Origin of the sequence: Blastococcus mobilis (assembly GCF_900188025.1) — a bacterium.
Classification (GTDB): domain Bacteria; phylum Actinomycetota; class Actinomycetes; order Mycobacteriales; family Geodermatophilaceae; genus Blastococcus_B; species Blastococcus_B mobilis.
Genome location: NZ_FZNO01000003.1, coordinates 202,276 through 227,803, shown reverse-complemented (window position 1 = coordinate 227,803; position 25,528 = coordinate 202,276). Strand labels below are relative to the sequence as shown.

At 73.1% G+C, this 25,528-nt stretch carries 24 protein-coding genes; 10 read left to right on the top strand and 14 right to left on the bottom strand.

The window, feature by feature from the left end; all coding sequences use genetic code 11:
• The first annotated feature begins 13 nt into the window (after positions 1–13).
• The 3 genes from CHB94_RS04405 to CHB94_RS04395 are packed head-to-tail and all read left to right on the top strand — an operon-like array spanning position 14 to position 2,492.
• Complete coding sequence (locus CHB94_RS04405; RefSeq protein ID WP_089335358.1) at positions 14–1,159, top strand: ArsA family ATPase; 1,146 nt, start codon at positions 14–16, stop codon at positions 1,157–1,159.
• Positions 1,156–1,488 carry a hypothetical protein gene (locus tag CHB94_RS04400; RefSeq protein WP_089335357.1) on the top strand — a complete coding sequence of 111 codons (333 nt, stop codon included), beginning with the start codon at positions 1,156–1,158 and terminating at the stop codon, positions 1,486–1,488. The genes CHB94_RS04405 and CHB94_RS04400 overlap by 4 nt, the downstream gene beginning before the upstream one ends.
• Positions 1,485–2,492 (top strand): ROK family glucokinase, encoded by a 1,008-nt coding sequence (locus CHB94_RS04395; protein ID WP_089335356.1) that lies wholly within the window; start codon positions 1,485–1,487, stop codon positions 2,490–2,492. Before CHB94_RS04400 ends, CHB94_RS04395 begins: the two co-directional genes overlap by 4 nt.
• A 129-nt stretch (positions 2,493–2,621) precedes the next feature.
• Here the strand turns inward: CHB94_RS04395 and CHB94_RS04390 are convergent, their stop codons facing one another.
• The 3 genes from CHB94_RS04390 to CHB94_RS04380 all read right to left on the bottom strand — a co-directional run bounded on the left by CHB94_RS04390 (position 2,622) and on the right by CHB94_RS04380 (position 5,560).
• On the bottom strand, positions 2,622–3,866 hold the full coding sequence (locus tag CHB94_RS04390; protein ID WP_254920394.1) for an ornithine cyclodeaminase, nickel-pincer nucleotide-dependent: 1,245 nt from the start codon (positions 3,864–3,866) through the stop codon (positions 2,622–2,624).
• A 180-nt stretch (positions 3,867–4,046) separates the two neighbouring features.
• Entirely contained in the window at positions 4,047–4,736 is a 690-nt protein-coding gene (locus tag CHB94_RS04385) for a hypothetical protein (RefSeq protein WP_089335355.1), read from the bottom strand.
• Positions 4,733–5,560, bottom strand: coding sequence for an alpha/beta hydrolase (locus tag CHB94_RS04380; RefSeq protein WP_254920393.1), 828 nt, complete (start codon positions 5,558–5,560; stop codon positions 4,733–4,735). Before CHB94_RS04380 ends, CHB94_RS04385 begins: the two co-directional genes overlap by 4 nt.
• 124 nt (positions 5,561–5,684) lie before the next feature.
• On the opposite strand from CHB94_RS04380, the gene CHB94_RS04375 reads away from it, so the two are divergent.
• Entirely contained in the window at positions 5,685–6,446 is a 762-nt protein-coding gene (locus CHB94_RS04375; RefSeq protein ID WP_254920392.1) for a lysophospholipid acyltransferase family protein, read from the top strand.
• A gap of 29 nt (positions 6,447–6,475) precedes the next feature.
• Here the strand turns inward: CHB94_RS04375 and CHB94_RS04370 are convergent, their stop codons facing one another.
• Genes CHB94_RS04370 through CHB94_RS04360 form a run of 3 tightly spaced genes read right to left on the bottom strand, consistent with a single transcriptional unit; the run spans position 6,476 to position 9,565 of the window.
• Positions 6,476–7,063, bottom strand: coding sequence for a TetR/AcrR family transcriptional regulator (locus CHB94_RS04370; protein ID WP_176445409.1), 588 nt, complete (start codon positions 7,061–7,063; stop codon positions 6,476–6,478).
• 16 nt (positions 7,064–7,079) lie between these two features.
• Entirely contained in the window at positions 7,080–8,030 is a 951-nt protein-coding gene (locus CHB94_RS04365) for an alpha/beta fold hydrolase (protein WP_089335353.1), read from the bottom strand.
• Complete coding sequence (locus tag CHB94_RS04360; protein WP_089335352.1) at positions 8,027–9,565, bottom strand: flavin-containing monooxygenase; 1,539 nt, start codon at positions 9,563–9,565, stop codon at positions 8,027–8,029. Before CHB94_RS04360 ends, CHB94_RS04365 begins: the two co-directional genes overlap by 4 nt.
• 99 nt (positions 9,566–9,664) lie before the next feature.
• Here CHB94_RS04360 and CHB94_RS04355 point away from each other — a divergent pair, with 99 nt between their 5' ends.
• Complete coding sequence (locus CHB94_RS04355) at positions 9,665–10,585, top strand: SDR family oxidoreductase (protein WP_089335351.1); 921 nt, start codon at positions 9,665–9,667, stop codon at positions 10,583–10,585.
• A 56-nt stretch (positions 10,586–10,641) separates the two neighbouring features.
• A complete protein-coding gene (locus CHB94_RS04350) occupies positions 10,642–11,127 on the top strand; it encodes a polyadenylate-specific 3'-exoribonuclease AS (RefSeq protein WP_089335350.1) in 486 nt (161 codons plus the stop codon).
• A gap of 51 nt (positions 11,128–11,178) precedes the next feature.
• On the opposite strand, the gene CHB94_RS04345 is transcribed toward CHB94_RS04350, so the two are convergent.
• A complete protein-coding gene (locus CHB94_RS04345; RefSeq protein ID WP_254920391.1) occupies positions 11,179–13,329 on the bottom strand; it encodes a methyl-accepting chemotaxis protein in 2,151 nt (716 codons plus the stop codon).
• A gap of 30 nt (positions 13,330–13,359) precedes the next feature.
• Here CHB94_RS04345 and CHB94_RS04340 point away from each other — a divergent pair, with 30 nt between their 5' ends.
• A complete protein-coding gene (locus tag CHB94_RS04340) occupies positions 13,360–13,971 on the top strand; it encodes a DinB family protein (RefSeq protein WP_217899159.1) in 612 nt (203 codons plus the stop codon).
• Here the strand turns inward: CHB94_RS04340 and CHB94_RS04335 are convergent.
• Positions 13,968–14,867, bottom strand: coding sequence for an NAD(P)H-binding protein (locus tag CHB94_RS04335; protein WP_089335349.1), 900 nt, complete (start codon positions 14,865–14,867; stop codon positions 13,968–13,970). The two genes, CHB94_RS04340 and CHB94_RS04335, sit on opposite strands and share 4 nt — an antisense overlap.
• Before the next feature lie 77 nt (positions 14,868–14,944).
• On the opposite strand from CHB94_RS04335, the gene CHB94_RS04330 reads away from it, so the two are divergent.
• Genes CHB94_RS04330 through CHB94_RS04320 form a run of 3 tightly spaced genes read left to right on the top strand, consistent with a single transcriptional unit; the run spans position 14,945 to position 18,339 of the window.
• Entirely contained in the window at positions 14,945–15,970 is a 1,026-nt protein-coding gene (locus tag CHB94_RS04330) for a 6-phosphofructokinase (RefSeq protein ID WP_089335348.1), read from the top strand.
• A gap of 28 nt (positions 15,971–15,998) precedes the next feature.
• A complete protein-coding gene (locus CHB94_RS04325) occupies positions 15,999–17,336 on the top strand; it encodes a class II 3-deoxy-7-phosphoheptulonate synthase (RefSeq protein ID WP_089335347.1) in 1,338 nt (445 codons plus the stop codon).
• Positions 17,329–18,339, top strand: a complete 1,011-nt coding sequence (locus tag CHB94_RS04320) for a threonine aldolase family protein (RefSeq protein ID WP_089335346.1) — start codon at positions 17,329–17,331, stop codon at positions 18,337–18,339. The genes CHB94_RS04325 and CHB94_RS04320 overlap by 8 nt, the downstream gene beginning before the upstream one ends.
• A gap of 9 nt (positions 18,340–18,348) precedes the next feature.
• Here CHB94_RS04320 and CHB94_RS24420 read toward each other — a convergent pair whose 3' ends face one another.
• The 6 genes from CHB94_RS24420 to CHB94_RS04290 form a co-directional block, all read right to left on the bottom strand.
• Positions 18,349–18,855, bottom strand: a complete 507-nt coding sequence (locus tag CHB94_RS24420) for a hypothetical protein (RefSeq protein ID WP_141137415.1) — start codon at positions 18,853–18,855, stop codon at positions 18,349–18,351.
• 116 nt (positions 18,856–18,971) lie between these two features.
• The gene (locus CHB94_RS04310) at positions 18,972–20,147 is read right to left on the bottom strand and encodes a S8 family peptidase (protein ID WP_217899158.1); all 1,176 of its coding nucleotides are present in this window, start codon (positions 20,145–20,147) and stop codon (positions 18,972–18,974) included.
• 210 nt (positions 20,148–20,357) lie between these two features.
• Positions 20,358–20,846, bottom strand: a complete 489-nt coding sequence (locus CHB94_RS04305) for an NUDIX hydrolase (protein ID WP_089335345.1) — start codon at positions 20,844–20,846, stop codon at positions 20,358–20,360.
• Positions 20,847–20,955: 109 nt separating this feature from the next.
• Positions 20,956–21,876, bottom strand: coding sequence for a deoxyribonuclease IV (locus tag CHB94_RS04300; protein ID WP_089335344.1), 921 nt, complete (start codon positions 21,874–21,876; stop codon positions 20,956–20,958).
• Positions 21,877–21,878: 2 nt separating this feature from the next.
• Positions 21,879–23,864, bottom strand: coding sequence for a Stk1 family PASTA domain-containing Ser/Thr kinase (gene pknB / locus CHB94_RS04295; RefSeq protein ID WP_089335343.1), 1,986 nt, complete (start codon positions 23,862–23,864; stop codon positions 21,879–21,881).
• A gap of 144 nt (positions 23,865–24,008) precedes the next feature.
• Entirely contained in the window at positions 24,009–25,508 is a 1,500-nt protein-coding gene (locus CHB94_RS04290) for a glycine hydroxymethyltransferase (RefSeq protein ID WP_089335342.1), read from the bottom strand.
• Between the last annotated feature and the right edge of the window lie 20 nt (positions 25,509–25,528).

Genomic DNA, 25,528 nt, shown 5'->3' with positions numbered 1-25,528 from the left:
AGCGGGGCGTGCCATGCGAACTTTGCTCTTCACCGGTCCGGGCGGGGCGGGGACCTCGACGCTGGCCACCTCCGCCGCCGTCCACGCCGCCCGAGCCGGGCGGCACACCGTGCTCCTCTGCAGGCAGGGCGTCCGCGTCAGGGGGCTGGACGCCGAACCGGGCCTGACGGTGACCACCGTGGATCCGCAGGATGCCCTCGAGAACCTGTGGACGGGGACTGCGGACGCGCTCGCGGCCGTGCTGCCGCAGCTGACCTTGCCGCCCGCTACCTCGGTGGTCCCGATGCCCGGGACCGCGGACCTCGGCCTGTTCGCCCACCTCGGGCGGGTGGAGGCCGATCTCGTGGTCGTCGACGCCGGACCCGTCGAGTCCGCGACGACGCTGGTCGGCCTGTCCGCCGCCCTGCGCTGGTGGCTGGATCAGCTGATGCCCCCCGGGATGCGGGCGCTCGGCGCCGTCCGGACCGCCGCGGTGGCGGCCGGGGCCGCCCGTCGCGGCCCGGTGGATGCCGCGCTGTCCGCCGTCCCGGCCGTGGAGGCGCTGCTCGCCCGCGACCGCCTGGCCGATCCGGTCGACACAGGCGTCGTCCTGGTGGCAGCGCCGCGGACATCCGCCGGGCCGGCGCTGCGCTCGGTGGCGACCGTCCTGGGCCTGCACGGCCTGCGGACCGGCGCGGTGCTCAGCCGCGTGCTCCCGCTGGGCGGCGACGACGAGTGGACGAGGCGCCGCGCCGCGGAGCAGGACGCCGTCCTCACCGCTCTGGCCGAGGTCGCGCCGGTCCACCGCGTTCCCGAGCTCGCCGTGGCTCCCGGGGATGCCGACGAGCTCGCCGGGCTCCTGGACGGCCTCCTTCCCGAGGTCACCGGATTCCCCGTGCCCGGGCCGGAGCGGCACGAGGGGGCCTGGCAGCTCACCGTGCCGCTGCCGTTCGCCGAGCGAGAGGCGGTGCAGCTGACCCGCTGGGTGGACGATCTCGTGCTCACCGTGGGAGGGGCCCGCCGGTCGTTGCGGCTCGATCCGCTGCTGCGCCGGTGCGAGGTGACCGGCGGCCGGCTCCTCGATCCCGCTACGGCCACCGCCCGCCTCGTGGTGGGTTTCCGCCCCGATCCGCAGCTGTGGCCCGCCGACCTCCTCAGCGCCGAGAAAAGGACCCCATGACACCCGGAACGGATTGGATCGACCAGGCGCAGCGCCTCGTCGAGGCCCTGCGCGGCGGGCCCGTCGGCGCATCGCCCGCCGCTGACGGGGCCGCCGGTGACGGGCACGCCGAGGAATGCTGGTGGTGCCCGATCTGCCAGGTGGCGGCCGTCGTCCGCGGCGAGCGGCCGGAGGTGACCGAGGCGCTGGCCGACGTGCTCACCGCGGCCGCCACCGCTCTGCGCACCGTGGCTGCCGCCGGGCGACCGGACGTGCCGGTGAGGGAGACCGACGCGGGCGCTCAGGAGAGCCCGCCGCCCCCGCCGGTCCAGCAGATCGACATCGCATGACGGCCGGGCCTGCCGCGCTCGGCATCGACGTCGGCGGCACGAAGGTCGCGGGCGGCATCGTGGCCGCCGACGGCACCGTGGTCGCCATCGCGCGCCGCGCCACCCCGGGTGCTTCGGTCACCGACACCGAGGACGCGATCGTCGCCGTTGTCGAGGAGCTCGCCGCCTGTCACGACGGCGAGCTGGTGGGCGTCGGCGTGGGCGCCGCCGGATGGTTCGACAGCACCGGTGACACGGTGCTGTTCAGCCCGCACCTGGCCTGGCGCAACTCGACGCTGCGCAAGGACCTCGCCGCCCGGCTGCAGCGCCCGCTCTGGGTGGGCAACGACGCCGACGCCGCGGCGTGGGCCGAGTACCGGTACGGCGCCGCACGGGGCGCCGACCTGGCGCTGATGATCACGCTCGGCACCGGTATCGGCGGCGGGATCGTCCTGGACGGCCGGCTGCGGCGCGGCTCGCACGGTGTGGCGGGGGAGTGGGGGCACATGCGCGTCGTCCCCGACGGTCGGCTGTGCGCCTGCGGCAACCGCGGCTGCTGGGAGCAGTACGCCAGCGGCACGGCCCTCGGGCAGACCGCCCGCGAGGTCGCCCGCACGTCTCCGGCCGCCGCCGCGGGGCTGCTGGAACGGGTGGACCACGAGCCCGACCGGCTCACCGGTGAGGACGTCGCCCGCGCCGCCGCCGAGGGCGACCCGCTGGCCCTGGAACTGGTCACGGAGGTCGGCATCTGGCTGGGCCAGGGGATCGCCGACCTGGCCGCCGTCCTCGACCCCGAGGTCGTGGTGATCGGCGGCGGGGTCAGCAAGCTGGGCGAGATGGTGCTCGCCCCGGCGCGGGAGCGGCTGGACCGGGCCCTCCCCGGGCGCGGGTTCCGTCCCGGCCCCCGCATCGCCGCCGCCGAGCTCGGACCCCAGGCGGGGCTGGTGGGCGCCGCGGACCTGGTGCGACAGGACCTTGCCGCTCTGGGACATCGCGGTCCTACGGACCGCACCGCGGCCAAGTAGCTGATCTCGTTGTGCTGAGCCGGTGCCGGCCCTCCTCAGGGAGACCTCCGGTCCCCCTTCGTCGGACCGCCTCGCAGGGCGGCCACCCGCCGTTCCTCGGGGAGCCTCCGGCGCCCGCTCGTCACGACGTCACTCAGGGGCGAGCTCGCGGGCCAGCTGCTCGAGGAACAGACCGATGTCGGTGATGATGCCCATCGCCTGAGCGCTGCCGCGGTCGGCGAGCTTGGTGACGGTGGCCGGGTTGATGTCGACGCTGACCAGAGGGATCGACGCCGGCAGGATGTTCCCGGTCGCGATCGAGTGCAGCATCGTCGCCACCATGATCGCGAAACCCACGTCGGGCAGCTGGGCGCGCATCGCCCGCTGCCCCTCGATCACGTCGGTGTAGACGTCGGGCAGCGGGCCGTCGTCGCGCACCGATCCCACCAGGACGAAGGGCTTCTCCGCCTGCACCATCGCGTGCATCACGCCTCCGGTGAGGACGCCGGACTCCACGGCGGCGGCGATGGAGCCGGCGGCGCGGATGGTGTTGATGGCCCGGATGTGGTGCTCGTGCCCGTGGGGCACGCCCGAGCCCTTGGCCAGGTCCACACCGAGGGAGGTGCCGAAGAGTGCCGACTCGATGTCGTGGGTGGCCAGCGCGTTCCCGGCGAACAGGACGTCGACGTAGCCGGCGCGGACCAGCCGGACCATGGCCGGAGAGGCGCCGGTGTGCACGACCGCCGGGCCGCCCACCCAGAGGATCCGCTGACCGGCGGCCTTCACCTCGCGCATCCGCTCGGCGATCTGGCGGACCAGCAGTGCCTGCGGCTTCTCGCTGGACACGGCCGAGGACATGAACCCGAAGTCGTCCTCCTCGCCCCGCGGCGCCTGCGGGGGGAGCTCCACGCGCACGCCGTGCGCGCCGCAGACGACGGTGTCGCCGGCCTTCACGTCGCTGACGGGGACGGTCCGGACGACGGGCTGCCCGCCCTCGTCGGTGACCACCAGCCCGCAGTCCATCTCCGGCTGCCGCACCCGGAGCCAGTCGCGGTCGAGCCGGACGAGCGTCTCCAGGTTGGTCGTCGAGTAGAAGTCGTCGGGGAAGACCCCGTCGGCGGGGGCGGGCCGGGTCAGCGCCGTCCCCGGGTCCACGGTGTTCGCGCCGTGGATCTGCACCCGCATGAGGATCCGGTCCAGGCGGTCGGCCTCGTCCGCCTGGATCTCCACCAGCGCCCGCGACTCGTCCTCGTGCTGGCGGCCCAGGTCCAGGCTCTCGATCCGGTAGTCCCCGCCGTACTCGAGGACGTCGTCGAGTACGCGGGCCAGGATTCCGGTGTCCATGAGATGGCCGATGACGGTGACGGTGGCGGAGTGCGCGGCGGTGTGAGTCACAGCCGCACGCTAGATCAACTGTCATGACACTGTCGTCCTCCGGACGACACAGCCGTGACACTGTCGTCCTTCCGGACGACACCGCGGCCACGTGCCGTCCTCCGGCGGCGACGAGCCGCTTCGTCGTCGCTACGCGGAACCCTCCGGGTCCCACTCGCGACGGCTGCCTTCGATGTCCTGCTAGACCACCGCGCCGTCGTCGTCGTCGTCGGACCGGTCCCGCATGCGCGAGACCAGCATGACGGCGCCGCCGGCGATGGCCGCCACCCCGACGACGAGCCCCAGGTCGGGGGAGAGGTTCAAGAGGCCGGGTGCTCCGACGAGGAGGACGCCGGCAGCCACGAGCAGGACCGCGTAGAGCGACGCCGGCGCCGGCGCCGGGATCGGGGGAGGGGCAGGGGGTTCGTAGTGGTCGTCGGGTCGGTCGAGGACGGGCAGCTCGTGCGGCGGGGGCGGTGGCGCGTCCGACGGCTCGTCGACGACGGTGCGGCCGTGCTCGGCCTCGAACGCCGACACGATCCGTGACCACTCGGCGTCCTCGTCGAGGTCATGACGGGAGGCGGGCGGCCGGGAGCCGAGCTGCGTCGTCGGTGTTTCTCCCGCCTCCGGCGCGTACTCGTCGACGACCGTGCGTGCCTCCGCTCGCCGGGACCGGTCGACGAAGAGCCGGTCCGCCGGCGGGCTGGGCAGGCTGACCGACCGTGTGTAGGGCTCCACGTCGGCCGACGGCTCGAGGTACGCGGCGATGCCCACGGCGGAGAGCAGGTCGAGCAGGTGTTCACCGATCCGCGGGTCGACGTCGCGCAGCGGGCTCCAGAGGGCCGCTTCCAGGCCGTTGTCGCGGCGGCCGCGTCCGCGGCGGTAACTCACCGGGTCCCCGCCGCGGGACTCCCAGCGCCTGGGCTCTCGCCGGCGCCCACGCGCTCGCGGATCCAGTCCACCGAACCGGCGAAGATGCGCGGGGCGTCGTTGTCGAGGGTGGCGACGTGGTAGCTGTCCTCGAGGAGCACTTCGGTGGTGTCGGTACTACCGACGCCGGCCAGCAGGATCGTGCTGTTGACCGGCTCGACGACGTGGTCCTCCACGCTGTGGAAGACGATCACCGGCGCGGTCACCCGCCCCAGCTCCGCGCGGGTGGCCGCCCAGAGCCCACGCAGCTGCATCATCGCCCTGGTCGGCAGCTTGGGATAGGCCAGCTCGGTGACGCCGGGCTTCTTGATGTCGCTGGCGATCGGAGCCCAGCTCGGGGTGAACCGGGCGAGCACGGGCAGCAGCTTGGCGTCCAGCCGCTGGGTGAGCAGCGCCGGGTTCACCAGCAGCAGTCCGGCGACGTCGTCGGGCCGCACCTCGGCCAGCCGGGTCGCCAGGGTGCCGCCCATCGACAGGCCGGCGACGAACACCCGGTCGCACACGGCGGCGAGCTCGTCGAAGGCGTGCTCGACCGTCGTCGTCCACTGATCGTGCGTGCTGGCGTTGCAGTCCTGCCAGCGGGTTCCGTGACCGGGGAGCAGGGGGCACCGGACGGCGAAACCTTCCGTCGCCAGGTGCTCGCCCCACGGCCGCATGCTCATCGGGGTGCCGGTGAAACCGTGCACCAGCAGGACGCCCGTGCGGCCGTCGGGACCGTCCCCGCCGGGGAAGGCGAACGGTTCGGCGCCGGGCATCACGTCGTGGGGCACGGTCGCTCCAGACACGGGGGTCCTCCTCGGCGTCCGGCGGCGACGCCGACCGGCGTTACGGGTGCACGGGTATCTCACACCGGCGACCGATTGTGATTCGGCCCTCCGGCTCCTTAGTCTGGCAGCTCACGAGGGAGGCGTGTTGTTCTACTGGTTCCTCAAGTTCGTCGGGATCGGCCCGCTGGTGCACGCCGTCTTCCGTCCGCGCGCTGAAGGCGCGGAGCACGTCCCGGCGACTGGGGCGGTGATCCTGGCGAGCAACCACCTCTCCGCCGCCGACTGGATCTTCATGCCTCTCCAGCTCAAGCGGCGGGTGACCTTCCTCGCCAAGGCGGAGTACTTCACCGGCAAGGGCCTCAAGGGTGCGGCGCAGCGCGCGTTCTTCTCCGGCGCCGGTCAGGTGCCGATCGACCGCTCCAGCGCCTCCGCCGCGGAGAACGCGATCCAGACCGGCCTGCGCATCCTGCGCGAGGGCAAAGTCCTCGGGATCTACCCGGAGGGCACGCGCTCCCCGGACGGGCGGCTCTTCCGCGGCAAGACCGGCGTCGCGCGGATGGCGCTGGAGACCGGCGCCCCGGTCGTCCCGGTCGCGATGATCTACAGCAAGCGGAAGCTGCCGTTCGGCAAGTCCCTCATGCGCGTGCGCGTGAGGTTCGGCGCCCCGCTGGACTTCTCCCGGTACGAGGGCATGTCGGGCGACCGCTTCGTCGAGCGGTCGATCACCGACGAGATCATGTACGAGATCATGCAACTGTCGGGTCAGGAGTACGTCGACGTCTACGGCGCGACGGTCAAGAAGTCCATGGACGCCACTGGAGCCAGCGCACCCGACGTCGTCGCCCGGCTGCAGCCGCCGCCGGACGAGGCGGGCGACCGCGCCCCCACCTCCCTCGCCGGCTGACGCCCCAGCTTTCTGTACCGAAAGCTGGGTCAGCGGGCGGTCAGGCGGTCGAGGACGTCGTGCAGCAGGTCCAGCAGCTCCGGGCGGGACATCGTGGGCTCCTCCACCCACTGACCGACGAGATCCTCGGTGAAGGCGAACCAGGCCAGGACGAGCTGACGGCGTCGCAGGTCGTCGGGGAGGCCGAGGGCGGTCAGTGCGACCTCCACGAGGCGACCGCGAGTCTCCTCGTAGACCTCCGACACCCACGGGTCGCCGCCGGCGGCGCCGCGGACGAACGCCAGATGGGTCTCCCGGTACGTCTCCACCCAACCGACGAAGCGGTCGAGCATCCCGCTGACCTGCTCCTGCGGCGAGGTGCCCGGCGGCGGGAGGAGGTGCTCCCAGAGCAGGTCGGCCGCCGCGCGGGTGACCGCGGTGTAGTACTCCCGCTTGGTGGCGAAATAGTGGAACAGCAGACTGCGGCTGATGCCGGCCCGCCGTGCCACCTCGTCGATGGTGAGTTCCTGCACCGGCGTGGTGGGCAGCAGCTCCAGGCCGATCTGAACCAGCTGGGCCCGGCGGTCGCCCGCTGAGCGACGCAGCCGGGGTGGGCGGGGAGCGCTGGACGCCGTCACACTCTCGATGGTGCCCTCATGCGGCCGCCCGGTCCTCGACCGCCGCCGCGATCAGTCGCTCGAGCACGTCGCTGACGAGCTGCGGGCGCTCCTGGGGCAGCATGTGGCCGGTGCGTTCCGCCAGGTGCAGGCCGGCATCGGGTAGGGCCTGAGCAAGCTGGCGGCTGTGCCGCTGCGGGGTCAGCTTGTCGCTGTCGCCGACCAGGATCTCGACCTGGACCGCACGCAGAGCATCCAGCTCCGTGCGCTTGTCGTGGTCGCCCAGCGCCGGGTAGAAGGCCGCGAACGCGCGCACCGTCGACGCGTGCATGATCTCGGCCCCGGCGACGACCATCCGGTCGGTGGCGTCGGCGCCGTAGAGCAGCTCGCGCACCATCTTCTGGTGGCGCGGGTGCGATGGCGGCAGCAGTTGCCGCACCCGCTCGAGGGCACGCGCGCCCCCGATCGCGACCGTGACCAGTCCCGGCGCCAGCTTCAGCTGGAGCCTCTCGGCGAGCGTCTCGCCCGCGGGGGCGAGATCGCCGGCGGAGGTCGAGACCAGCGCGACGCCGCGGACCCGGTCGCCGAACAGCTCCGGCCGCGCCGCGGCCAGGCACATGATGGTCATGCCGCCCATGGAGTGGCCGGCCAGCACCACCGGGCCGGTGGGGACCAGCTCGTCGAGGAGGACGCCGAGGTCGGCACCGAGCTGGTCGATGGAGAGCTCGGCGACGTCGTTCGCGTACCGGCCCCAGGTGGACCGGCCGTGGCCGCGCTGGTCGTAGCGGATCAGCCGCAGTTCCCCGTCGGCGATCCGCGGCGCGAGGAGGGCCGCGACGTCGTCCCAGGCCGCCTGGGCCAGGGTCCAGCCGTGCGCCAGCACGAGAGTGACCGGCGCGTCGTCGGACCCGTCGACGACCGCGTGCAGCTGCGCGCCGTCCGGCGTGGGAACGGCCGCGACCCGGCGGAGGACGGTGCGGCCGGTCACGCCGCCACCTCCGTGCGGTCGGTGCCGGCGGGGATGCCGACGTAGTTCTCACGGTCGAGCTTCTTCATGAGTTTGCGGAACCGGAACGTGAAGTCCGGCCACAGCGTCGTGTTGTGGCCGTGCTCGTCGAGGTACCAGCTCGCGCAGCCACCGGCCAGCCACACGGTGCCCCTCGACTTCTCCGCGATCAGCTCCCGGTAGGCCTCCTGTGCCTCGGGTTTCGTCTCGAGCACGGCCAGGCCCTCGGCGTCCATGGTCTGCAGGGCGTCGTCGACGTAGGCCAGCTGGGACTCGATCATGTACACCATCGAGGTGTGCCCGACCCCCACGTTGGGGCCGACCAGCAGGAACAGGTTCGGGAAGCCGGCGACCGTGGCGCTGCGGTTGCTCACCATGCCGTCGGCCCAGACCTCGGCCAGGGTGCGCCCCGCGCGGCCGCGGATCTTCCCCGCGATCGGCAGATCGGTCACGTGGAAGCCGGTCGCCAGCACGATGGTGTCGGTCGGGCGCTCGACGCCGTCCTTCGTGATGATCGAGTGCGGCCGGATCTCGGCGATACCCGCCGTCACCAGTTCGGCGTTGGGGGCCGCGATCGCCGGAAAGTAGTCGTTGCTGATCAGGATCCGCTTGCAGCCGATCGTGTAGTCCGGCGTGAGGGCGGCGCGCAGTTTCGGGTCGCGGACCTGCCGGTGCAGGTGTGCCTTCGCCAGCCTGGCGACCGGACGGAGGAAGCGGGGCTGCTTGGCCATGCCGATGACGAGGAACTCGCGGAGTAGGTAGAGCGCCGCACGGATCGCCTTCTGCAGGCCGGGCTCGAAGCGATAGAGCCGCCGCATCCAGGGCTTCACCGGATGATCGGTGCGCGGGACCACCCACGACGGAGTGCGCTGGTAGACCGCGATGCTGCCGACGACCGGCTGGATGGCCGGCACCACCTGGATCGCCGAGGCGCCGGTGCCGATGACCGCGACGCGCTCGCCGGTGAGGTCGTGCTCGGCGTCCCAGCGGGCCGTGTGCATGACGGTGCCGGCGAAGGAGCCCAGGCCGGGGATGTCGGGGTACGTGGGGTCGGCCAGGGCACCGGCCGCGGACACCAGCACGCGGACGCGGAACTCGCCGACGGCGGTGGAGACCAGCCACCGCTGCGCGGCGTCGTCCCACCGTGCGGAGGTGACGTCGGCGCCGAAGACGCAGTGCCGGCGGACGTCGAACCGGTCGGCGGCGGCCTGCAGGTAGGCCTGGATCTCCGGCTGCTCGGAGTAGGAGCGCCCCCAGTCGGGGTTCGGTGCGAAGGAGAACGAGTAGAGGTTGGACTGCACGTCGCAGGCGGCCCCCGGATAGGTGTTGTCCCGCCAGGTACCGCCGACGTCGCCGGCCCGCTCCAGGAGGACGAAGTCCTCCTCCCCGCGGCGCTTCAGGGTGATCGCCATGCCGAGGCCGGCGAATCCCGAGCCGATGATCGCGATCCCCACATCGCGGGTGGTGCCGGTGGCCGCCGCGGCGGGGGCGGGCTGGGTCTCGAGCGTGCCGGTCATCGCTGACTGGCTCCTTCCCTCCGGCCTGCTGAGCAACGCTCAACAAGCTACAACGGCTGTCGAGCAGTGCTCAACCGAGCGCACGGACAAGGAGCACCCATGGCGACTCTTCGGCGGCAGCGTCCTCGCACACCCCTTTCCGGCCGGACGGTCCTGATCACCGGCGCGGCCCGGGGCATCGGTGCCGAACTGGCCCGCCGCGCCGCCACCCGGGGCGCCCGGGTCGCTCTGGTCGGTCTGGAGCCGGAGCAGCTGGCCCGGGTCGCCGCCGAGCTGGGGCCCGAGCACCTGTGGGCGGAGGCCGACGTCACCGACGCCGACGCCCTGGCGGCCGCAGTCCAGCAGACCGTGGACACCTTCGGCGGACTCGACATCGTCGTCGCCAACGCCGGGATCGCCCCGCTGACCACGGTGATGACCAGTTCGGCGCATGCCCTGGCACGCACGATCGAGGTGAACCTGATCGGCGCGATGCTCACCACGCACGCCGCGCTGCCGGAGATCGCCAAGGGCCGGGGCCACGTCCTGCTGATCAGCTCCGCAGCGGCGTTCACCGTGCTGCCGGGGATGAGCGCCTACTGCGCGGCGAAGGCCGGTGTGGAGCGGTTCGGCGACGCGCTGCGGCTGGAGGTGGCCCACCGCGGGGTGACCGTGGGCAGCGCGCACCCGACCTGGATCGACACCGACCTGGTCCGCGACACGGAGGCTGCGCTGCCCACCTTCGCGGCCACCCGCAAGCAGCTGCCAGGTCCGCTGGGCGCCTGCACGTCGGTCGAGGCCTGCGCCGACGCGCTCGTCGAGAACCTGGAGACCCGTGGCCGGCGGGTATTCGTACCCGGGTCGGTGGGTGTGGTCTCCGCGCTGCGCCAGCTGGTCACCGGTGTCGTCGCGGAGAAGGTGGCGATGAGGGTGTCGGCCGAGCGGGTGCCGCAGCTCGAGCGCGACATCCGGGCACTGAACGGCCAGGAGTTCGGCAAGAACTCCGTCAACGCGCGGGCGAAGGTCGATCCCGCCGCCTGACCGCCCTGGACGCACCGGTGGGACCAGGAACCCGACTCGCGCCTACGGTGGTGCGAATGCGGCGGTTCTTCTACGACACCGAGTTCATCGAGGACGGCACCACCATCGACCTCGTCTCCATCGGCGTCGTCGACGAGACCGGCCGGGAGTTCTACGCGGTGAGCACCCAGTTCGACCCGGACAAGGCGATCCCGTGGGTGCGGCGCAACGTGCTCGACCAGCTGCCGCCTCCCGCCGACAAGGCATGGCGCAGCCGCGAGCGGATCCGCGAGGACCTGCTGGCGTTCCTCACCGGGCCGGGTGAGGAGATCGAGCTCTGGGCGTGGTTCGGCGCCTACGACCACGTCGCCCTCTGCCAGTTGTGGGGCGCGATGCCGGCACTGCCGCGCCCGATCCCGCGATTCACCCGGGAATTGCGGCAGCGGTGGGACGACCTGGGGCAGCCGGCGCTGCCGCCCAAGCCGGCGGGGACCCACGACGCGCTGGTCGACGCCCGCTACAACCTGGAGCGCTGGCACGCGATGGAGGCTGCCCGCAGGTGATCCCCGCGGGCAGCCTCCGAAGGACCCCCTCCGCCCGGAGGGGGTCCTTCTTCAGACGGTGAAGACGCCCAGGAGGCGGTTCAGCTCGCCGGAGAGGGCGTCGAGCTCCCGTGCGGCGGTGCGGGCCCGGTCGACATCGGCAGCACTGTCGTCGGCGTCGCGGCTCACCGCCGTCAGCGTCGTCGTCACGGCGCCCGCCCCCTCGGCCGCGGCGGCCACGCTGCGGGTCAGCTCACCGGTCGTCGCGGTCTGCTCCTCGACGGCGCTGGCGATCGTCGTCTGGTGGTCGTTGATCGTGCGGACCACCTCGGCGATCTGGGCGATGGCGCGCACCGCGGCGGAGGTCTCGGCCTGGATGCCCTGGACCCGCTGGGCGATCTCCTCGCTGGCCTTGCCCGCTTCCTGCGCGAGCTCCTTGACCTCGTTGGCGACGACGGCGAAGCCCTTGCCCGCGTCACCGGCCCGCGCCGCCTCGATGGTGGCGTTGAGGGCGAGCAGGTTGGTCTGCTCGGCGACGCCGGAGATCACCTTGACCACGTCCCCGATCTCGGCCGAGCTGGAACCCAGGGCGGCGATGGTGGTCTCGGTCCGCGCGGCCAGGTCGGCCGCCTGCCGGCCGACCTCCGCCGCCTCGGTCGCGCTCCGGGCGATCTCGGAGATGGAGACGCCCATCTCCTCCGCGCCTGCAGCGGCCGAGGAGACGCTCGTGCTGATCTCGGCTGCGGAGTGGTGGGCACCCTGCGCCTGGTCGCGGCTGCGCGCGGCACGCTCGGCGAGCCCGTCGGCGACCGTGGACACGCCGGCCGCGGAGGCCGCGACCTCCTGGGCGCACCGGCCGATGTCGCGGACCGTGCCGGCCACCTTGTCGACGAACCGGTTGAACGCTCCCGACAGCTGGCCGACCTCGTCGGACCGAGAGTCGTCCATCCGCTGGGTGAGGTCGCCCTCGCCGTCGGCGACCTCGGCCATCCGGTCGCGGAGCCGCTCCAGCGGAGCGGTGAGGCGACGGCCGACCCAGGAGGAGAGGACCGCTCCGACGACGGCGATGAGCAGGGCGGCCACGACCAGGGCCCAGATCATCGAGGAGCGGCCGTCCTCCAACGAGTCCACGGGGCCGGAGAAGTCGCCGTCGCGGGCGACGGTGGCGATCACCCAGTCCCAGGGGGCGTAGTAGGACAGCCGCACAGTGGTCGGACCGGCGTCGGGATCGACGTAGTGGACGGTGGCCTGCTCGCCGTCCTGCAGCGTGACGGCGGTGTCGATCATCTGCTGCACGTAGGGGGTGCCCTCGGCGTCGGTCGCCTCGAGCAGGTTCTCCCCGTCCCGCGCTCCGTCCGGGCTGATGAGAACGGTGCCGGCGCGGTCGCCCGTGCCGCCGAAGACCTCGATGTGGCCCGAGGTGCCCACCGTGGTGCGGTTCAGGCTCTCCCGGAGCGCGGGCAGGTTCTCCTGCTTCTGGCCGACGTAGAGCATGCCGACGACGTCGCCGCCCGGCCCGGTCAGCGGGGCGTAGGCCGAGACGTACCAGGAGTCGACGACGAACGCGTTGCCGCGGTAGACCTGTCCGCTGCTGACGGCCGACGCGACGGGGTTGGGCGTGCCGTCGGGGTTGATCGCGGGGATGTAGGTCCCGATCGCGCGGGCACCGGAGGCCGCCTGCACGTTGGTCGCCACGCGCAGGAAGTTGCCGTCCGGGGTCTTCTGGAAGATGGTCGCGGTGCCGCCGACCATGGCCTTGATCTCGTCGACCACCGGCGTGGGGACGGCGACGTCGCTGTTCTTGCCCAGCCAGGTGGTCCCCGCGAGCACCCGGGGGAGGGCGACAGGGGTCACCTCGCCCGACAGCTGGTTCTTCGCCTCCCAGGTCACCGTGCCCCTGCGGGGGTCGTCGATGGCGAACCCGCCGGCCCGGGCGAGGACGTACTGGGCGACGGCGAGGTCGGAGTCCACCTTCGCCGCCGTGGACGCGCCCTGGGTGGAGACGACGTCGTAGACGCCGCCCGCCGTGCGCGAGATGTCCTCCTCGACCAGGGCCCGGACGTCGGTCTTGGCGTCGTCGGCGAACCGGCTGCTCTGCCAGCCGCTCACACCGCCCATCGCCACACCCGTCACGGCCACGCTGGTCACCGCCAGCGCCACCACCTTGGTCCTGATGCCCCAGCCGTCGGGGCGGGCCCAGGCGGGCATCGTCTTCCAGCGCATGTTCGTCCTTCGTGTCGTCTGCAGCGTCGCGTGCTGCTGTCGTTCCGTTCCTCGGCAGCCTCGGAGGGCACCGGTACGCGACGCGGGATTCGTGACCGGACCGTCACCGGGTACGCGAGGGCGACAGGATGGGCTGATGACCGACGGACGCATCGAGCCACCGCTCACAGGGGGCGAGCGGGAGACCTGCGCGCCTATCTGGACTGGCACCGGGCCACGCTCGCGCTCAAGTGCGCAGGGCTCTCCGACGACGACCTGCGCCGCCGGTCGATGCCGCCGTCCCGCCTGTCGCTGCTCGGACTGGTGCGGCACATGGCCGAGGTCGAGCGCTCGTGGTTCCGCCGGGTGGTCGACGGCCAGGACGTCCCGCTGGTGTGGTCGGCCGACGGCGACTTCCAGGTCGCCTACGACGCGGACGGCATCGATCGGGCGGAGGCGTTCGCGGCGTGGGAGGGCGAGATCGCCCACGCCCGGCGGATCGAGCGGGCCGCACCGTCCCTCGACGTCACCGGGGTCGACCGCATGGACGGGACCGCCTATTCGCTGCGCCTGGTCATGCTGCACGTCATCCAGGAGTACGCGCGGCACAACGGCCACGCGGACCTGCTGCGCGAGGGCCTGGACGGCGTCACGGGGGTCTAACGCAGGTGCGCCCAGTCCTCCGGGTGGGCACGCAGGTGCTCGCCGACGGTGCGGGCCGCGTGCCCCGTCAGCCGCGGGACGACGTCGGTGACGGTGGCGAGCTCCCCGGCGGCGATGGCCAGATAGCTGGTCACCCAGCCCTCGATCTCCCAGTCGGGGTGGCCGGACGGACGGCGGGTGGCCCAGGCCTCCTCGACGGTCTGCGGCCGGTACTCGGCCGGGATGCCGGTGACGTCGGCGAGCACCCGGGCGGCCTCAGCCAGCGTCAGCGCCTCGGGACCGGTCACGTCCAGCGCCTGGCCGTCGAGCGTCCCGTCGTCGCGCAGGAGCACGGCGGTGGCGACGTCGGCCAGGTCGTCCCGGGAGACGAAGCCGGTCCGGCCCTTCCCGGCCGGGGCCGCGATGACGGCGCCGCCGTCCTCCAGCGTGGCGAGGAACGGCACGAAGTCGGCGTACATGGAGTGCCGGAGGAAGGTGTGCCGCAGGCCGATGCTCCGGATCGCGGCCTCGGTCGCCGCGTGGTGGCGCGCCAGCGTGAACGTCGGCTCAGGGCGGTCGGCACCCACGAACGACGTGTAGACGATGCGCTGCACACCGGCCGCCGCCGCGGCGGCGACCGCCGTGAGGTGCTGCCGCACCCGGTCCTCGGTCTCGGACGCCGACACCAGGTACAGGGTGTGCACGCCCCGCAGGGCCTCCCGCAGACCCTCGCCGTCGCGGTAGCCCCCGGGGTTGGCGACGACGACCGGCGACGCGCCGCGGACGTGCGGCGCACGGGCGGGGTCGCGCACGATCAGCCGCAGGGAGACGTCGTCGGGCTCGGCCGCCGACAGCCGCTGGAGAACCCGGCGACCCAGAGCGCCTGTGGCTCCTGTGACCGCGACGACCCGGCTCACGCGCCTACGGACCTCACCTGCGGCATCATGACGCCATCCAACCCCGTGAGACCCGGACTCCTTCCCGGAGGCACAGCATGCGGATCGGCATCCTGACCGGCGGCGGTGACTGTCCGGGGCTCAACGCCGTCATCCGGGCGGTGGTCCGCAAGGGCATCGGTGAGCACGGCGACGAGATCGTCGGGTTCCGCGACGGCTGGCGTGGCGTCCTGGACGGCGACGTGGTCCCGATGGACCTCGCCGCCGTCCGCGGGATCCTGCCCCGCGGCGGGACGGTGCTGGGGACCTCGCGTACCAACCCCTACGCGATCGACGGGGGACCGGACCGCGTCCTCGCGACCCTCGAGCGGCTGGGCGTCGATGCGTTGGTGCCCATCGGCGGGGAGGACACCCTGGGGGTCGCGACCCGGCTCGCCGAGCGGGGCATGACCGTGGTCGGCGTGCCGAAGACGATCGACAACGACCTGGACGCGACCGACTACACCTTCGGCTTCGACACCGCCGTCGGCGTCGCGATGGAGGCGATCGACCGGCTGCACACCACGGGGGACAGTCACCACCGGACGCTGGTCGTCGAGGTCATGGGGCGGCACGCCGGCTGGATCGCGCTGCACGCCGGGATGGCCGGCGGCGCCAACGTGGTCCTGATCCCGGAGAAGCCCTTCGACGTCGACGGCGTCGTGGCGCACTGCCGGCACCGCTTCGACTCCGGATACTCGCCGATCGTGGTCGTCTCCGAGGGGGCCAAGCCCAAGGACGGCGACCTGATGCTGTCGACGGGGGAGAAGGACGCGTTCGGGCACGTGCGGCTGGGCGGCATCGGGGCCGCGCTGGCCGCGCTGATCGAGGAGCGGACCGGGCGCGAGGCGCGGGCCGTGGTCCTCGGGCACATCCAGCGCGGCGGCACGCCGTCCCCCTTCGACCGGGTGCTGGCCACCCGCTTCGGCCTGGCCGCGGTCGACGCAGTCCACGACGGCCAGTCCGGGGTGATGGTGGCGCTGCGCGGCACCGACATCGTGCGCGTGCCGCTGGACGTGGCCACGGCGCAGCTCAAGCTCGTGCCCCCGGAGCGGTATGCCGAGGCGGAGGTCTTCTTCGGCTGAGTGGTGCGTGCGCCGTACTCTCGAAGGTGTGAGCCTCCCCGAACCTGCTGAGTTGGTCCCCGGTCTGGACCGGTGGCGGGAACTGCCCGCCGCCCAGCAGCCGACGTGGCCCGACCGTCCGGCCCTCGACGCCGTCCTCGAGACGCTGTCGACGGTGCCCCCCATCGTGGCGCCGGCCGAGATCGACGGGCTGCGTGCGCAGCTGGCCCAGGTGGCGCAGGGCAAGGCGTTCCTGCTGCAGGGTGGCGACTGCGCCGAGACGTTCGACCTCAACACCGAACCGCACCTGCAGAGCACCACGCGGACGCTGCTGCAGATGGCCGTCGTCCTGACCTACGGCGCCAGCGTGCCGGTGGTGAAGGTCGGTCGGGTGGCCGGCCAGTACGCCAAGCCGCGTTCGTCGGACACCGACGCCCTCGGCCTGCCGTCCTACCGCGGCGACATGGTGAACTCGCTGGAGCCGGTGCTGGAGAAGCGGATCCCGGACCCGTACCGGCTGGTGCGGGCCTACGCGAACTCCGCGGCGGCCATGAACATGATCCGCGCCTACGCGCGGGGCGGCCTGGCCGACCTGCACGCGGTGCACGACTGGAACAAGGACTTCGTCGCCAACTCCCCGGCGGGCGTGCGCTACGAGGTCATCGCCCGCGAGATCGACCGGGCGCTGGCGTTCATGAAGGCCTGCGGCATCGACTCCGACGCGCTGCGCGGCGTGGAGCTCTACAACTCCCACGAGGCGCTGATCCTCGACTACGAGCGGGCGCTGCTGCGGGTGCACGACGGCCGGGCCTACGCCTCGTCGGCGCACTTCGTCTGGGTGGGGGAGCGGACCCGCCAGATGGACGGCGCGCACATCGAGTTCGTCTCCAAGATCGCCAACCCCATCGGCGTCAAGATCGGGCCGACGACGACGCCCGAGCAGGCCACCGAGCTCGTCGAGCGGCTGGATCCCGAGGGGCTGCCCGGCCGGCTGACGCTGATCAGCCGCATGGGCAACGGCAGGATCCGGGACGTCCTGCCGCCGATCGTCGAGAAGGTCACCGCCAGCGGGCACCAGGTCGTGTGGCAGTGCGACCCGATGCACGGCAACACCCACGAGTCCTCCACCGGCTACAAGACCCGGCACTTCGACCGGGTCGTCGACGAGGTGCTCGGCTTCTTCGACGTCCACCGCGCGCTGGGCACCTGGCCGGGCGGCATCCACGTCGAGCTGACCGGCGAGGACGTCACCGAGTGCCTCGGCGGGGCCATGGAGATCAGCGACGCGGATCTCAACAGCCGGTACGAGACCGCGTGCGACCCCCGGCTGAACACCGGGCAGTCGCTGGAGCTGGCCTTCCTCGTGGCGGAGATGCTGCGTGGCTGAGCTCGTCGACCTCCGGTCGGACACCGTCACGAAGCCGTCGCCCGGCATGCGCCGGGCCATGGCCGAGGCCGAGGTCGGGGACGACGTCTACGCCGAGGACCCGACCGTCCGCGCCCTCGAGGAGCGGACCGCGGGGCTCTTCGGTCACGAGGCTGCGCTGTTCGTGCCGTCCGGCACCATGGGCAATCAGATCGGCATGCGGTTGGTCTGCGAGCCGGGCCAGGAGGTCCTCTGCGACGCCGATGCCCATGTCGTCACCTACGAGATGGGTGCCGCGGCGGCCGTCTTCGGGATCTCGACGCGCACGGTGGTCTCCCCGGGCGGCCGGCTCGACGCCGACCAGCTGATCGCCCAGGTCCGGCCCAAGGACAACTGGCACCTGACCGCGACCGCCGCGATCGCCGTCGAGAACTCGCACAACCGGGGCGGTGGCCTCGTCCAGCCGCTCGGCGAGCTGCAGAAGCTCTGGGACTGGTCCCGGAAGGCCGACGTCGCCGTCCACCTCGACGGCGCCCGGATCTGGAACGCGTCCGTCGCCTCCGGCGTACCGCTGTCCACCTACGGCCGGCTGGCCGACACCGCCTCGGTCTGCTTCTCCAAGGGCCTGGGCACGCCCGTCGGCTCCGTGCTCGTCGGCTCGGCCGAGCGGATCGCGACCGCCCGGCTGTGGCGCAAGCGCCTGGGCGGGGGGATGCGCCAGGTCGGGGTGCTCGCCGCCGCCTGTCTGTACGGGCTCGACCACCACCTCGACCGGCTGGCCGAGGACCACGAGCACGCGCAGCTGCTCGCCAAGCGGCTCGGCGTCGACCCGTCGTCGGTCGAGACCAACATGGTCGTGCTCGACGGCGTGGAGGCATCCCTGGTGGCCGAGGCAGCCAAGGCCCGCGGCGTGCTGGTCAGTCAGGTGAGCGCGCACAGAATCCGGCTCGTGACGCACCTGGACGTCGACCGTGGCGCGATCGACCGCGCTGCCGACGTGCTCAGCGAGATCCTCAACCGCTGACGCGCCGGATCAGCCGATCGGCGTGAAGCCGGGCGGCATGTACTTGTCCTTCTCCGCGTCGATCTGCTCCTGCGTCGGGTTGTAGAGCACCGTGCCGTCCCCCGGAATGTAGGTGACGCCGGGCTCCTGCTGCTGCACGGGCGGAGCCGGTGCGGGCACGGGAGCCGGCTTCGGAGCCGGCGCGGGCGCGGGAGCCGGCTTCGGGGCGGGCTTGGGCGCCGGAGGCGCGACCGGTGCCGGAACCGGGGCCGGGGCCGGTGCCGGAGCCGGAGCCGGGGTGGGTGCCGGCGCGGGCGTGCTCTCGGCGACGGCGGTGCCCTCCGGGGTCTCGGTGGGCTCGTCGGGTGCGGCGGTGTCGGCCGCCGCCGGCCGTCCGGTGTCCACGGTCTCGACCTGGACGAGGGGCTCGTCTCCGGCCACGGTGACGACCGCACCGGTGGCTCCGGCGACCGCGACACCTGCGGTGATCGCCGTAGCCGCGGTGTGCGCCTTGAGCAGGAGGAACAGCGTCTTCACCCTGATTGGGTCGGCCCGTTCCGGTAGTGCCTTGACTCGGCAAGCTGCCCGCCCACCCGAACGGGTGACGGATCGCATCGGCCGGGTCGCCGCAACGGCGACCCGGCCCGACGCGGTCAGTAGTTGCTGAACAGCAGGTCGTTGTTCGCCGTCCGCGTGGTCCGCACCGCGTCCTTGGTGGTGAGGGTCTTGATCGCGGTGCTCACCGTGGCGGGGCTGGCGCCCGTGTTGGTCTGCAGGTACAGCGCCGCGACCCCGGCCACGTGGGGGGTGGCCATCGACGTCCCACTGATCGTGGCGGTCGCCGTCGTGCCGGTGTGCCAGTCACTGGTGATGCCCACGCCGGGGGCGAACAGGTCCACGCAGCTGCCGTAGTTGCTGAACGAGGCAGGGGCGTCGGTGCGGTCGCTGGCGCCCACGGTCAGAGCGGCGGTGACCCGGGCCGGGGAGGAGTAGCAGGCGTCCTGCGGAACTCCGGAGCTGTTGCCGTTGCCCGCGGCGACTGCATAGGTGACGCCGTCGCTGATGGACCGGGCGACCGCGTTGTCCAGCGTCGTGCTCAGTCCGCCGCCCAGGCTCATGTTCGCCACGGCCGGCTGGCCGGCCTGGTGGTGGGCCGTGACCCAGTCGATCCCGGCGATGACGCCGGAGGTGCTGCCGCTGCCGGCGCAGTCGAGCACGCGGACACCGACCAGCCGAACCCCCTTGGCCACACCGTGGGCCGCCCCTCCGACGGTGCCGGCGACGTGCGTGCCGTGTCCGTTGCAGTCGTCGGCGGTGCCACCGTCGATCGCGTCGTAGCCGGACACCGCCCGGCCACCGAAGTCGACGTGCGAGAACCGGATGCCGGTGTCGATGACGTAAGCGGTGACCCCGGCACCGGTCGCGGTGTAGCTGTAGGAGCTGCTGAGCGGCAGGGCCCGTTGGTCGGTCCGGTCCAGGCCCCAGGTGGCGCCGGTCTGGGTGGTCGTCAGCTGGATCGGCTGGTCGGGCTCCACGGTGACGACCCCCGGCAGGCCGCTCAGCCGGTCGGCGAGCGCGGTGGGGAGCGTGACGGCGAAGCCGCTCAGTGCCGCTGTGTAGACGTGGTCGATCCGGCCGCCGAGCCGGCCGGCTCGCTCGGCCACCGCCGCCGGCACATGGCCTGGCGCGAGGCTGACGATGTAGGAGCCGACGGGCGAGCCGGCGGCCGGGACGGATGGTGCGGCGGCTGCGGTGCCGGCGGTCGTACCGACACCGGTGGCGGCGAGCGCCGCGATGGCCGCGGCCGCCAGGTTCTTGCGGATGGGCACGTGGGATCTCCTCGCTCCGGGGGCACTGGCTGCTCAGCGGCAGCGCAGCTCCCGTAGCGAAGCGTGCTCCTCCGGTCACTTCAAGCAACCTCGCCGGGGACGCGAGTGCCGCCCCGGCGCGTCGTCGGTTGCGGCGTGTCACCGATACGGGCCACCACGTGAGCGCCCATGGCGGACCCAGGGCGGACCCTCGACGTGGGCGAGGACCGATCAGTCGGCTGCCGCACCGCTCGACGCGTGGAACCCGAAGGTCGTGATCGGGGCCAGGGTCCCGGTCCGGAGCGCCGTCATCACCTGCAGCTCGTGCGGGACCACGGGCTCCGGCAGCGCGTCGAGCGTGAACCACCGCAGGTCCGCGGACTTATCCGCCTCCAGAACTCGCGGCTCGCCGGCCCAGCGGCGGCACTCGAAGAAGAAGTCGACCCGCTCGTCGATCGGGCCGTGCGGGGCGACCGTCCGGTGCATCGCGCAGAGGGGGAGCAGGTCGGCGCGGTCGATCGCGACGCCGAGCTCCTCGGCGGCCTCCCGGACGGCGGCGTCCAGGACCGACTCACCCGCCTCGACGTGCCCGGCGGCAGCAGCGGCCCAGTGCCCGTCCATGTAGCCGGTGCCCCGGCGCAGCTGCAGCAGCAGCTGGTCGACGCCGTCCGCACTGCGCCGGAGGAACACGTAGGCCGCCGGGACCACCTGGAACCGCATCCGGACCTCTCTTCCTGTGCCGCGGCGGTCAGGCTGCGGGGGACTCCAATCGCGCCGAGTGGACCCCGGAGGTGCCCCGGAGGGGTCCGCGCAGGGGTGACGCAGCAGCTCAGCTCGCCAGGGGGGCGGCAGTTGGCCGCGGTGCGGTCCGGAGGACCGCGAGATCATTGAGCAGGTCGATGTCCCGCTTGTGCCCCGCGGACGGGGAGCCGTCGCGCTCGCTCGGGGTCTCCACCACCACGGCGACGCCGGACATCGAGGGATGGGCCAGCAGCTCGGCGAACGGAGCCGCCCCGATCGAACCCTCCCCGATCGTCGTGTGCCGGTCCCGCTTGGAGCCGCACTCGTCGAGGGAGTCGTTGGCGTGCACCAGCCCGAGCCGACCCGGGCCGACGGTTGCCTCCAGGGCGTCGAGCGTCGCCGTCATCCCGCCGGGCACCGACAGGTCGTGCCCGGCGGCCCAGGCGTGGCAGGTGTCGAAGCAGACGCCGACCAGCGGGTGGCCCTCCAGGGCGGCGAGGTACGGCCCGAGGTCCTCGACGGTGGCGGCCAGCGACCTGCCACCCCCGGCGGTCGGCTCGATCAGCAGCCGGGGGCCGTCCTCCGCCAGCCCGTCCAGCACCGGCAGCAGCCGCTCGTGCAGCTGGCGCAGCGCGGCCTCGTAGCGGTCCTCACCGACGGCGGACCCGGCGTGGACGACCACGCCCGCGCACCCGAGCTGCGCGCCGCGCGCGAGGTTGTGCGCGATGGAGGCGATCGACTGCTCGACGGTCGCCTCGGTGGGGGAGCCGACGTTGACCAGGAACGGCGTGTGGATGAACGAGGGAACGCCCCGCTCGGCGCAGCCCTCGACGAACAGGGCGTCCTGGCGGGGGTCGCCCGCCGTCAGCTTCCAGCCGCGCGGATTGCCCACGAACACCTGCACGGCCCGCGCGCCGACGGCGTCGGTGTAGGCCAGCCCGCCCTTGGCGAGCCCGCCCTTGATCTGAATGTGCGCCCCGATCGGGGGCGCGGAACGGAACTGCTGCACCGCTAGAAGGCCACCAGGATCTTGACGCCGGTGCCCTGCTCGACGGACTCGCCGGCTGCGGGCTGCTGCTGGCGCACCTTGTTGCCGAAGAACTTGGTCGCGTCGACGGTCAGCCCCGCGGCCTCGAGCGCGGCGCGTGCCTCGTCCTCGGTCATCCCGACGACGTCCGGGACGGTCACCAGCGGCAGGCCGGCGGAGACGGTGATCGTCACCTCGCTGCCGTACGGGGCCGGGCCGGCGGCCGGGGCCGGGCTCACGGCCATGACCTCGCCCGTGTCGACGTCGGCGCTGCGGCCGTCCTCGCCACGCGTGACGGTGAAGCCCAGCGACTCGAGGTTCGCCTGCGCCTGCTCCGGGCTCTGCCCGGTCACGTCGGGGACGGCGACCGGCGCGTGGCCGAGGCTGACGAACACCGTGACGACCTGGTCGCGCTTCAGCTCGGTGCCCGCCGGTGGGTCGAAGCGGACGACGAGACCCTTGTCGACGTCGTTGTCGTACTCCTCGGCGGTGGCCACCTGCAGCGCCGGCCGCTCGTCCTGGAGGAAGGCGACGACGTCGGTGACGGGCTGGTGCACCAGGTCGGTGGGCACCGTGAAGCGCTCGGGGCCCTGCGAGACGACCAGGCGGATGTCGGTCCCGCGGATCGCCTCGCCCCCGCCCGTGGGCTCGGTGGACATGACCGCCCCGGCCGGGAACTCCTCGCTCCAGACCTTCTCGCAGCAGTCGGGGTCGAGCCCGGCCGCCTGGAGCAGGTCGATGGCGGCGTTCTGGTCCTGGCCGACGAGCTCGGGGACCGTCGTCCATCGGCCCTCGCCCAGCCACCAGCCGATCGCGCCGATGGTGATGGTGAGCAGCGCGACGAGGGCCACGGCGAGGCGGGCCCTGCGGCGCCGGATGTGCTGGGGGACCCCTGGCCGGACCCGCTCGACCGCGGGGCGGCGGCCGTTGACGTTCATCGTCGGGCCGGCGCCCATGGCCGGGAGCATGCTGGTCCGCCCGGCCCGGTCGGTGCGCTGGCTGCCCAGCACGGCGGTGCCGGGGTCGCTCGGATGGCGCGGCCGGGTGGGCCGGTTGGTCGGGCGCAGGGTCTGCGGGCCGGCGGTGCTGCGACCGGTCGGGACCGGGACCGGCTCGATGCCGAGGTCCTTGCGCACGTGCCCGAGCTCGGCGAGGAAGGCACCGGCGTCCAGCGGCCGGCCGGCCGGGTCGCGGCGGGTGGTGCGGGCGACCAGCTCGTCGACGGCCCATGGCAACCCGGGGACCTCCGCGGACGGCGCGGGGACGTCGTGGTGGACGTGCTGGTAGGCCACCGCGAGCGGTGTGTCGCCCCCGTAGGGCGGATGGCCCGTGAGCATCTCGTACAGGACGATCCCGGCGGCGTAGATGTCGCTGCGCGCGTCGGCCCGGCCTCGCTCGAGCTGCTCGGGTGAGAGGTAGGCCACCGTGCCGATCAGGACGCCGCCGGTCTGACTGGTCTGACCGGTGCCGACGACGGCGCGGGCCAGACCGAAGTCGGCCACCTTGACCACGCCGTCGACCCCGATGAGCACGTTCTCGGGCTTGATGTCGCGGTGCACGATGCCGGCCCGGTGCGCGGCGGTGAGGCCGGCGAGGGTCGGCTCGAGGACGGCGAACGCCTCGGCGACCGTGAGCCGCCCGCGGGCGGTCAACAGGTCACGGAGCGTGCGGCCGCGGACCAGCTCCATGACCAGGAACACCAGTCCCTGGTCGCTGCCCTGGTCGCTGACGCCGACCACGTTGGGGTGGCTCAGCATGGCGGCGGCGCGCGCCTCACGGGTGAACCGGTCGACGAAGGTCGGGTCGTGCGCCAGGTGCTCGGCCATCACCTTGACCGCGACCGTCCTGTGCAGGCGGAGGTCGGTGGCCGCGTAGACGGTGGACATGCCGCCACGGGCGAGCCGCTCCTCGAGGCGGTAACGCCCCTCCAGGACCACGCCCACCACGGGGTCGGTCACGGCAGTGTCCACTCGACCGAGTGTAGGTAGGACTTCGGCGAGGGTCGGCCAACCACGCGGTAGAGGGGACCGCCGTGGCCCGTGGTGCGAATGAACAAGGACCTCCCTGCCCCGCACCACTCGCGAACTCGCGGCGGGACTCTGCAGGGAGGCCGCTCAGCCGAGGTCGAGACCCGGGTAGAGCGGGTGCGCGGCCACGAGCTCGGCGGCGGCGGCCCGGGTGCGGTCGGCCAGGCCGTCGGCCAGCGTGTACTTCGCGCGGGAGGGCTCTCCGGAGGACGTCGTCGTCGGCGTGGTGCCGCCGAGGACCCCGGCGATGAGCTCCGCGACGCGGTCGAACTCCGCGGCGCCGAAGCCGCGGGTGGTGAGCGCGGGTGTCCCGATGCGGACGCCGGAGGTGTACCAGGCGCCCTGGGGGTCGGCCGGGACGGCGTTGCGGTTGGTCACGATCCCGGCGTCCAGGAGCGCCGACTCGGCCTGCCGGCCGGTGAGGCCGAAGCCGCTGACGTCCAGGAGCACCAGGTGGTTGTCGGTGCCGTCGGTGACCAGCCGCACGCCCCGCCGGCGCAGGCCGTCGGCCAGGGCCACCGCGTTGTCCACGACGGCCTGCGCGTACGCGGCGAAGGCCGGTCGGCGAGCCTCGGCGAAGGCGACCGCCTTGGCCGCCATCACCTGGGGGAGCGGGCCACCCAGTACCATGGGGCAGCCGCGGTCGACGGCGTCGGCGAACTCCGGCTGGGCGAGCACGAAGCCGCCCCGGGGCCCGCGGAGGGACTTGTGGCTGGTGCTGGTGACGACGTGGGCGTGCGGCACCGGGTCGAAGTCGCCGGTGAAGACCTTGCCGGCGACCAGGCCGGCGAAGTGCGCCATGTCGACCACGAGCGTGGCGCCGACCTCGTCGGCGATCTCCCGCATCGCGGCGAAGTCGACACGCCGGGGGTAGGCGGAGTACCCGGCCATGAGGATCAGCGGGCGGAACTCCTTCGCGCGGGCGCGGACGGCGGCGTAGTCGAGCAGGCCGGTCCGCGGATCGGTGCCGTAGGAGGACTGCTCGAACATCTTGCCGCTGATGTTGGGCCGGAAGCCGTGGGTGAGGTGCCCGCCGGCATCCAGGGACATGCCCAGCATCCGCTGGTCGCCCAGGGCCCGGCGCAGCGTCGCCCAGTCGGCGTCGGTCAGCTCGTTGACGTGCCGGACCCCGGCCTGCTCCAGCGCCGGCAGCTCCACCTTCTGGGCGAGCACGGCCCAGAAGGCGACAAGGTTGGCGTCGATGCCCGAGTGCGGCTGGACGTAGGCGTACGGCGCTCCGAACAGCTCGCGGGCGTGCTCGGCGGCGAGCGCCTCGACGGTGTCGACGTTCTGGCAGCCGGCGTAGAAGCGGTGCCCGACGGTGCCCTCGGCGTACTTGTCGCTGAGCCAGTTGCCCATCGTCAGCAGCACCGCGGGGCTGGCGTAGTTCTCGCTCGCGATCAGCTTGAGCGAGGCCCGCTGGTCGGCCAGCTCGGCGCCGATCGCCTCGGCGATCCGGGGCTCGACGGCACCGATGACCTGCAGTGCGTTGCGGTAGGCGGCCGACGCCGCGGTGCCGTCGAAGCCCGCGCCCGTTGCGGCAGCGGTCCCCGACGCAGTGGTGCGGGCGGTGGGCGAGGCGGTCATGAAGGCTCCTGCACGTGACG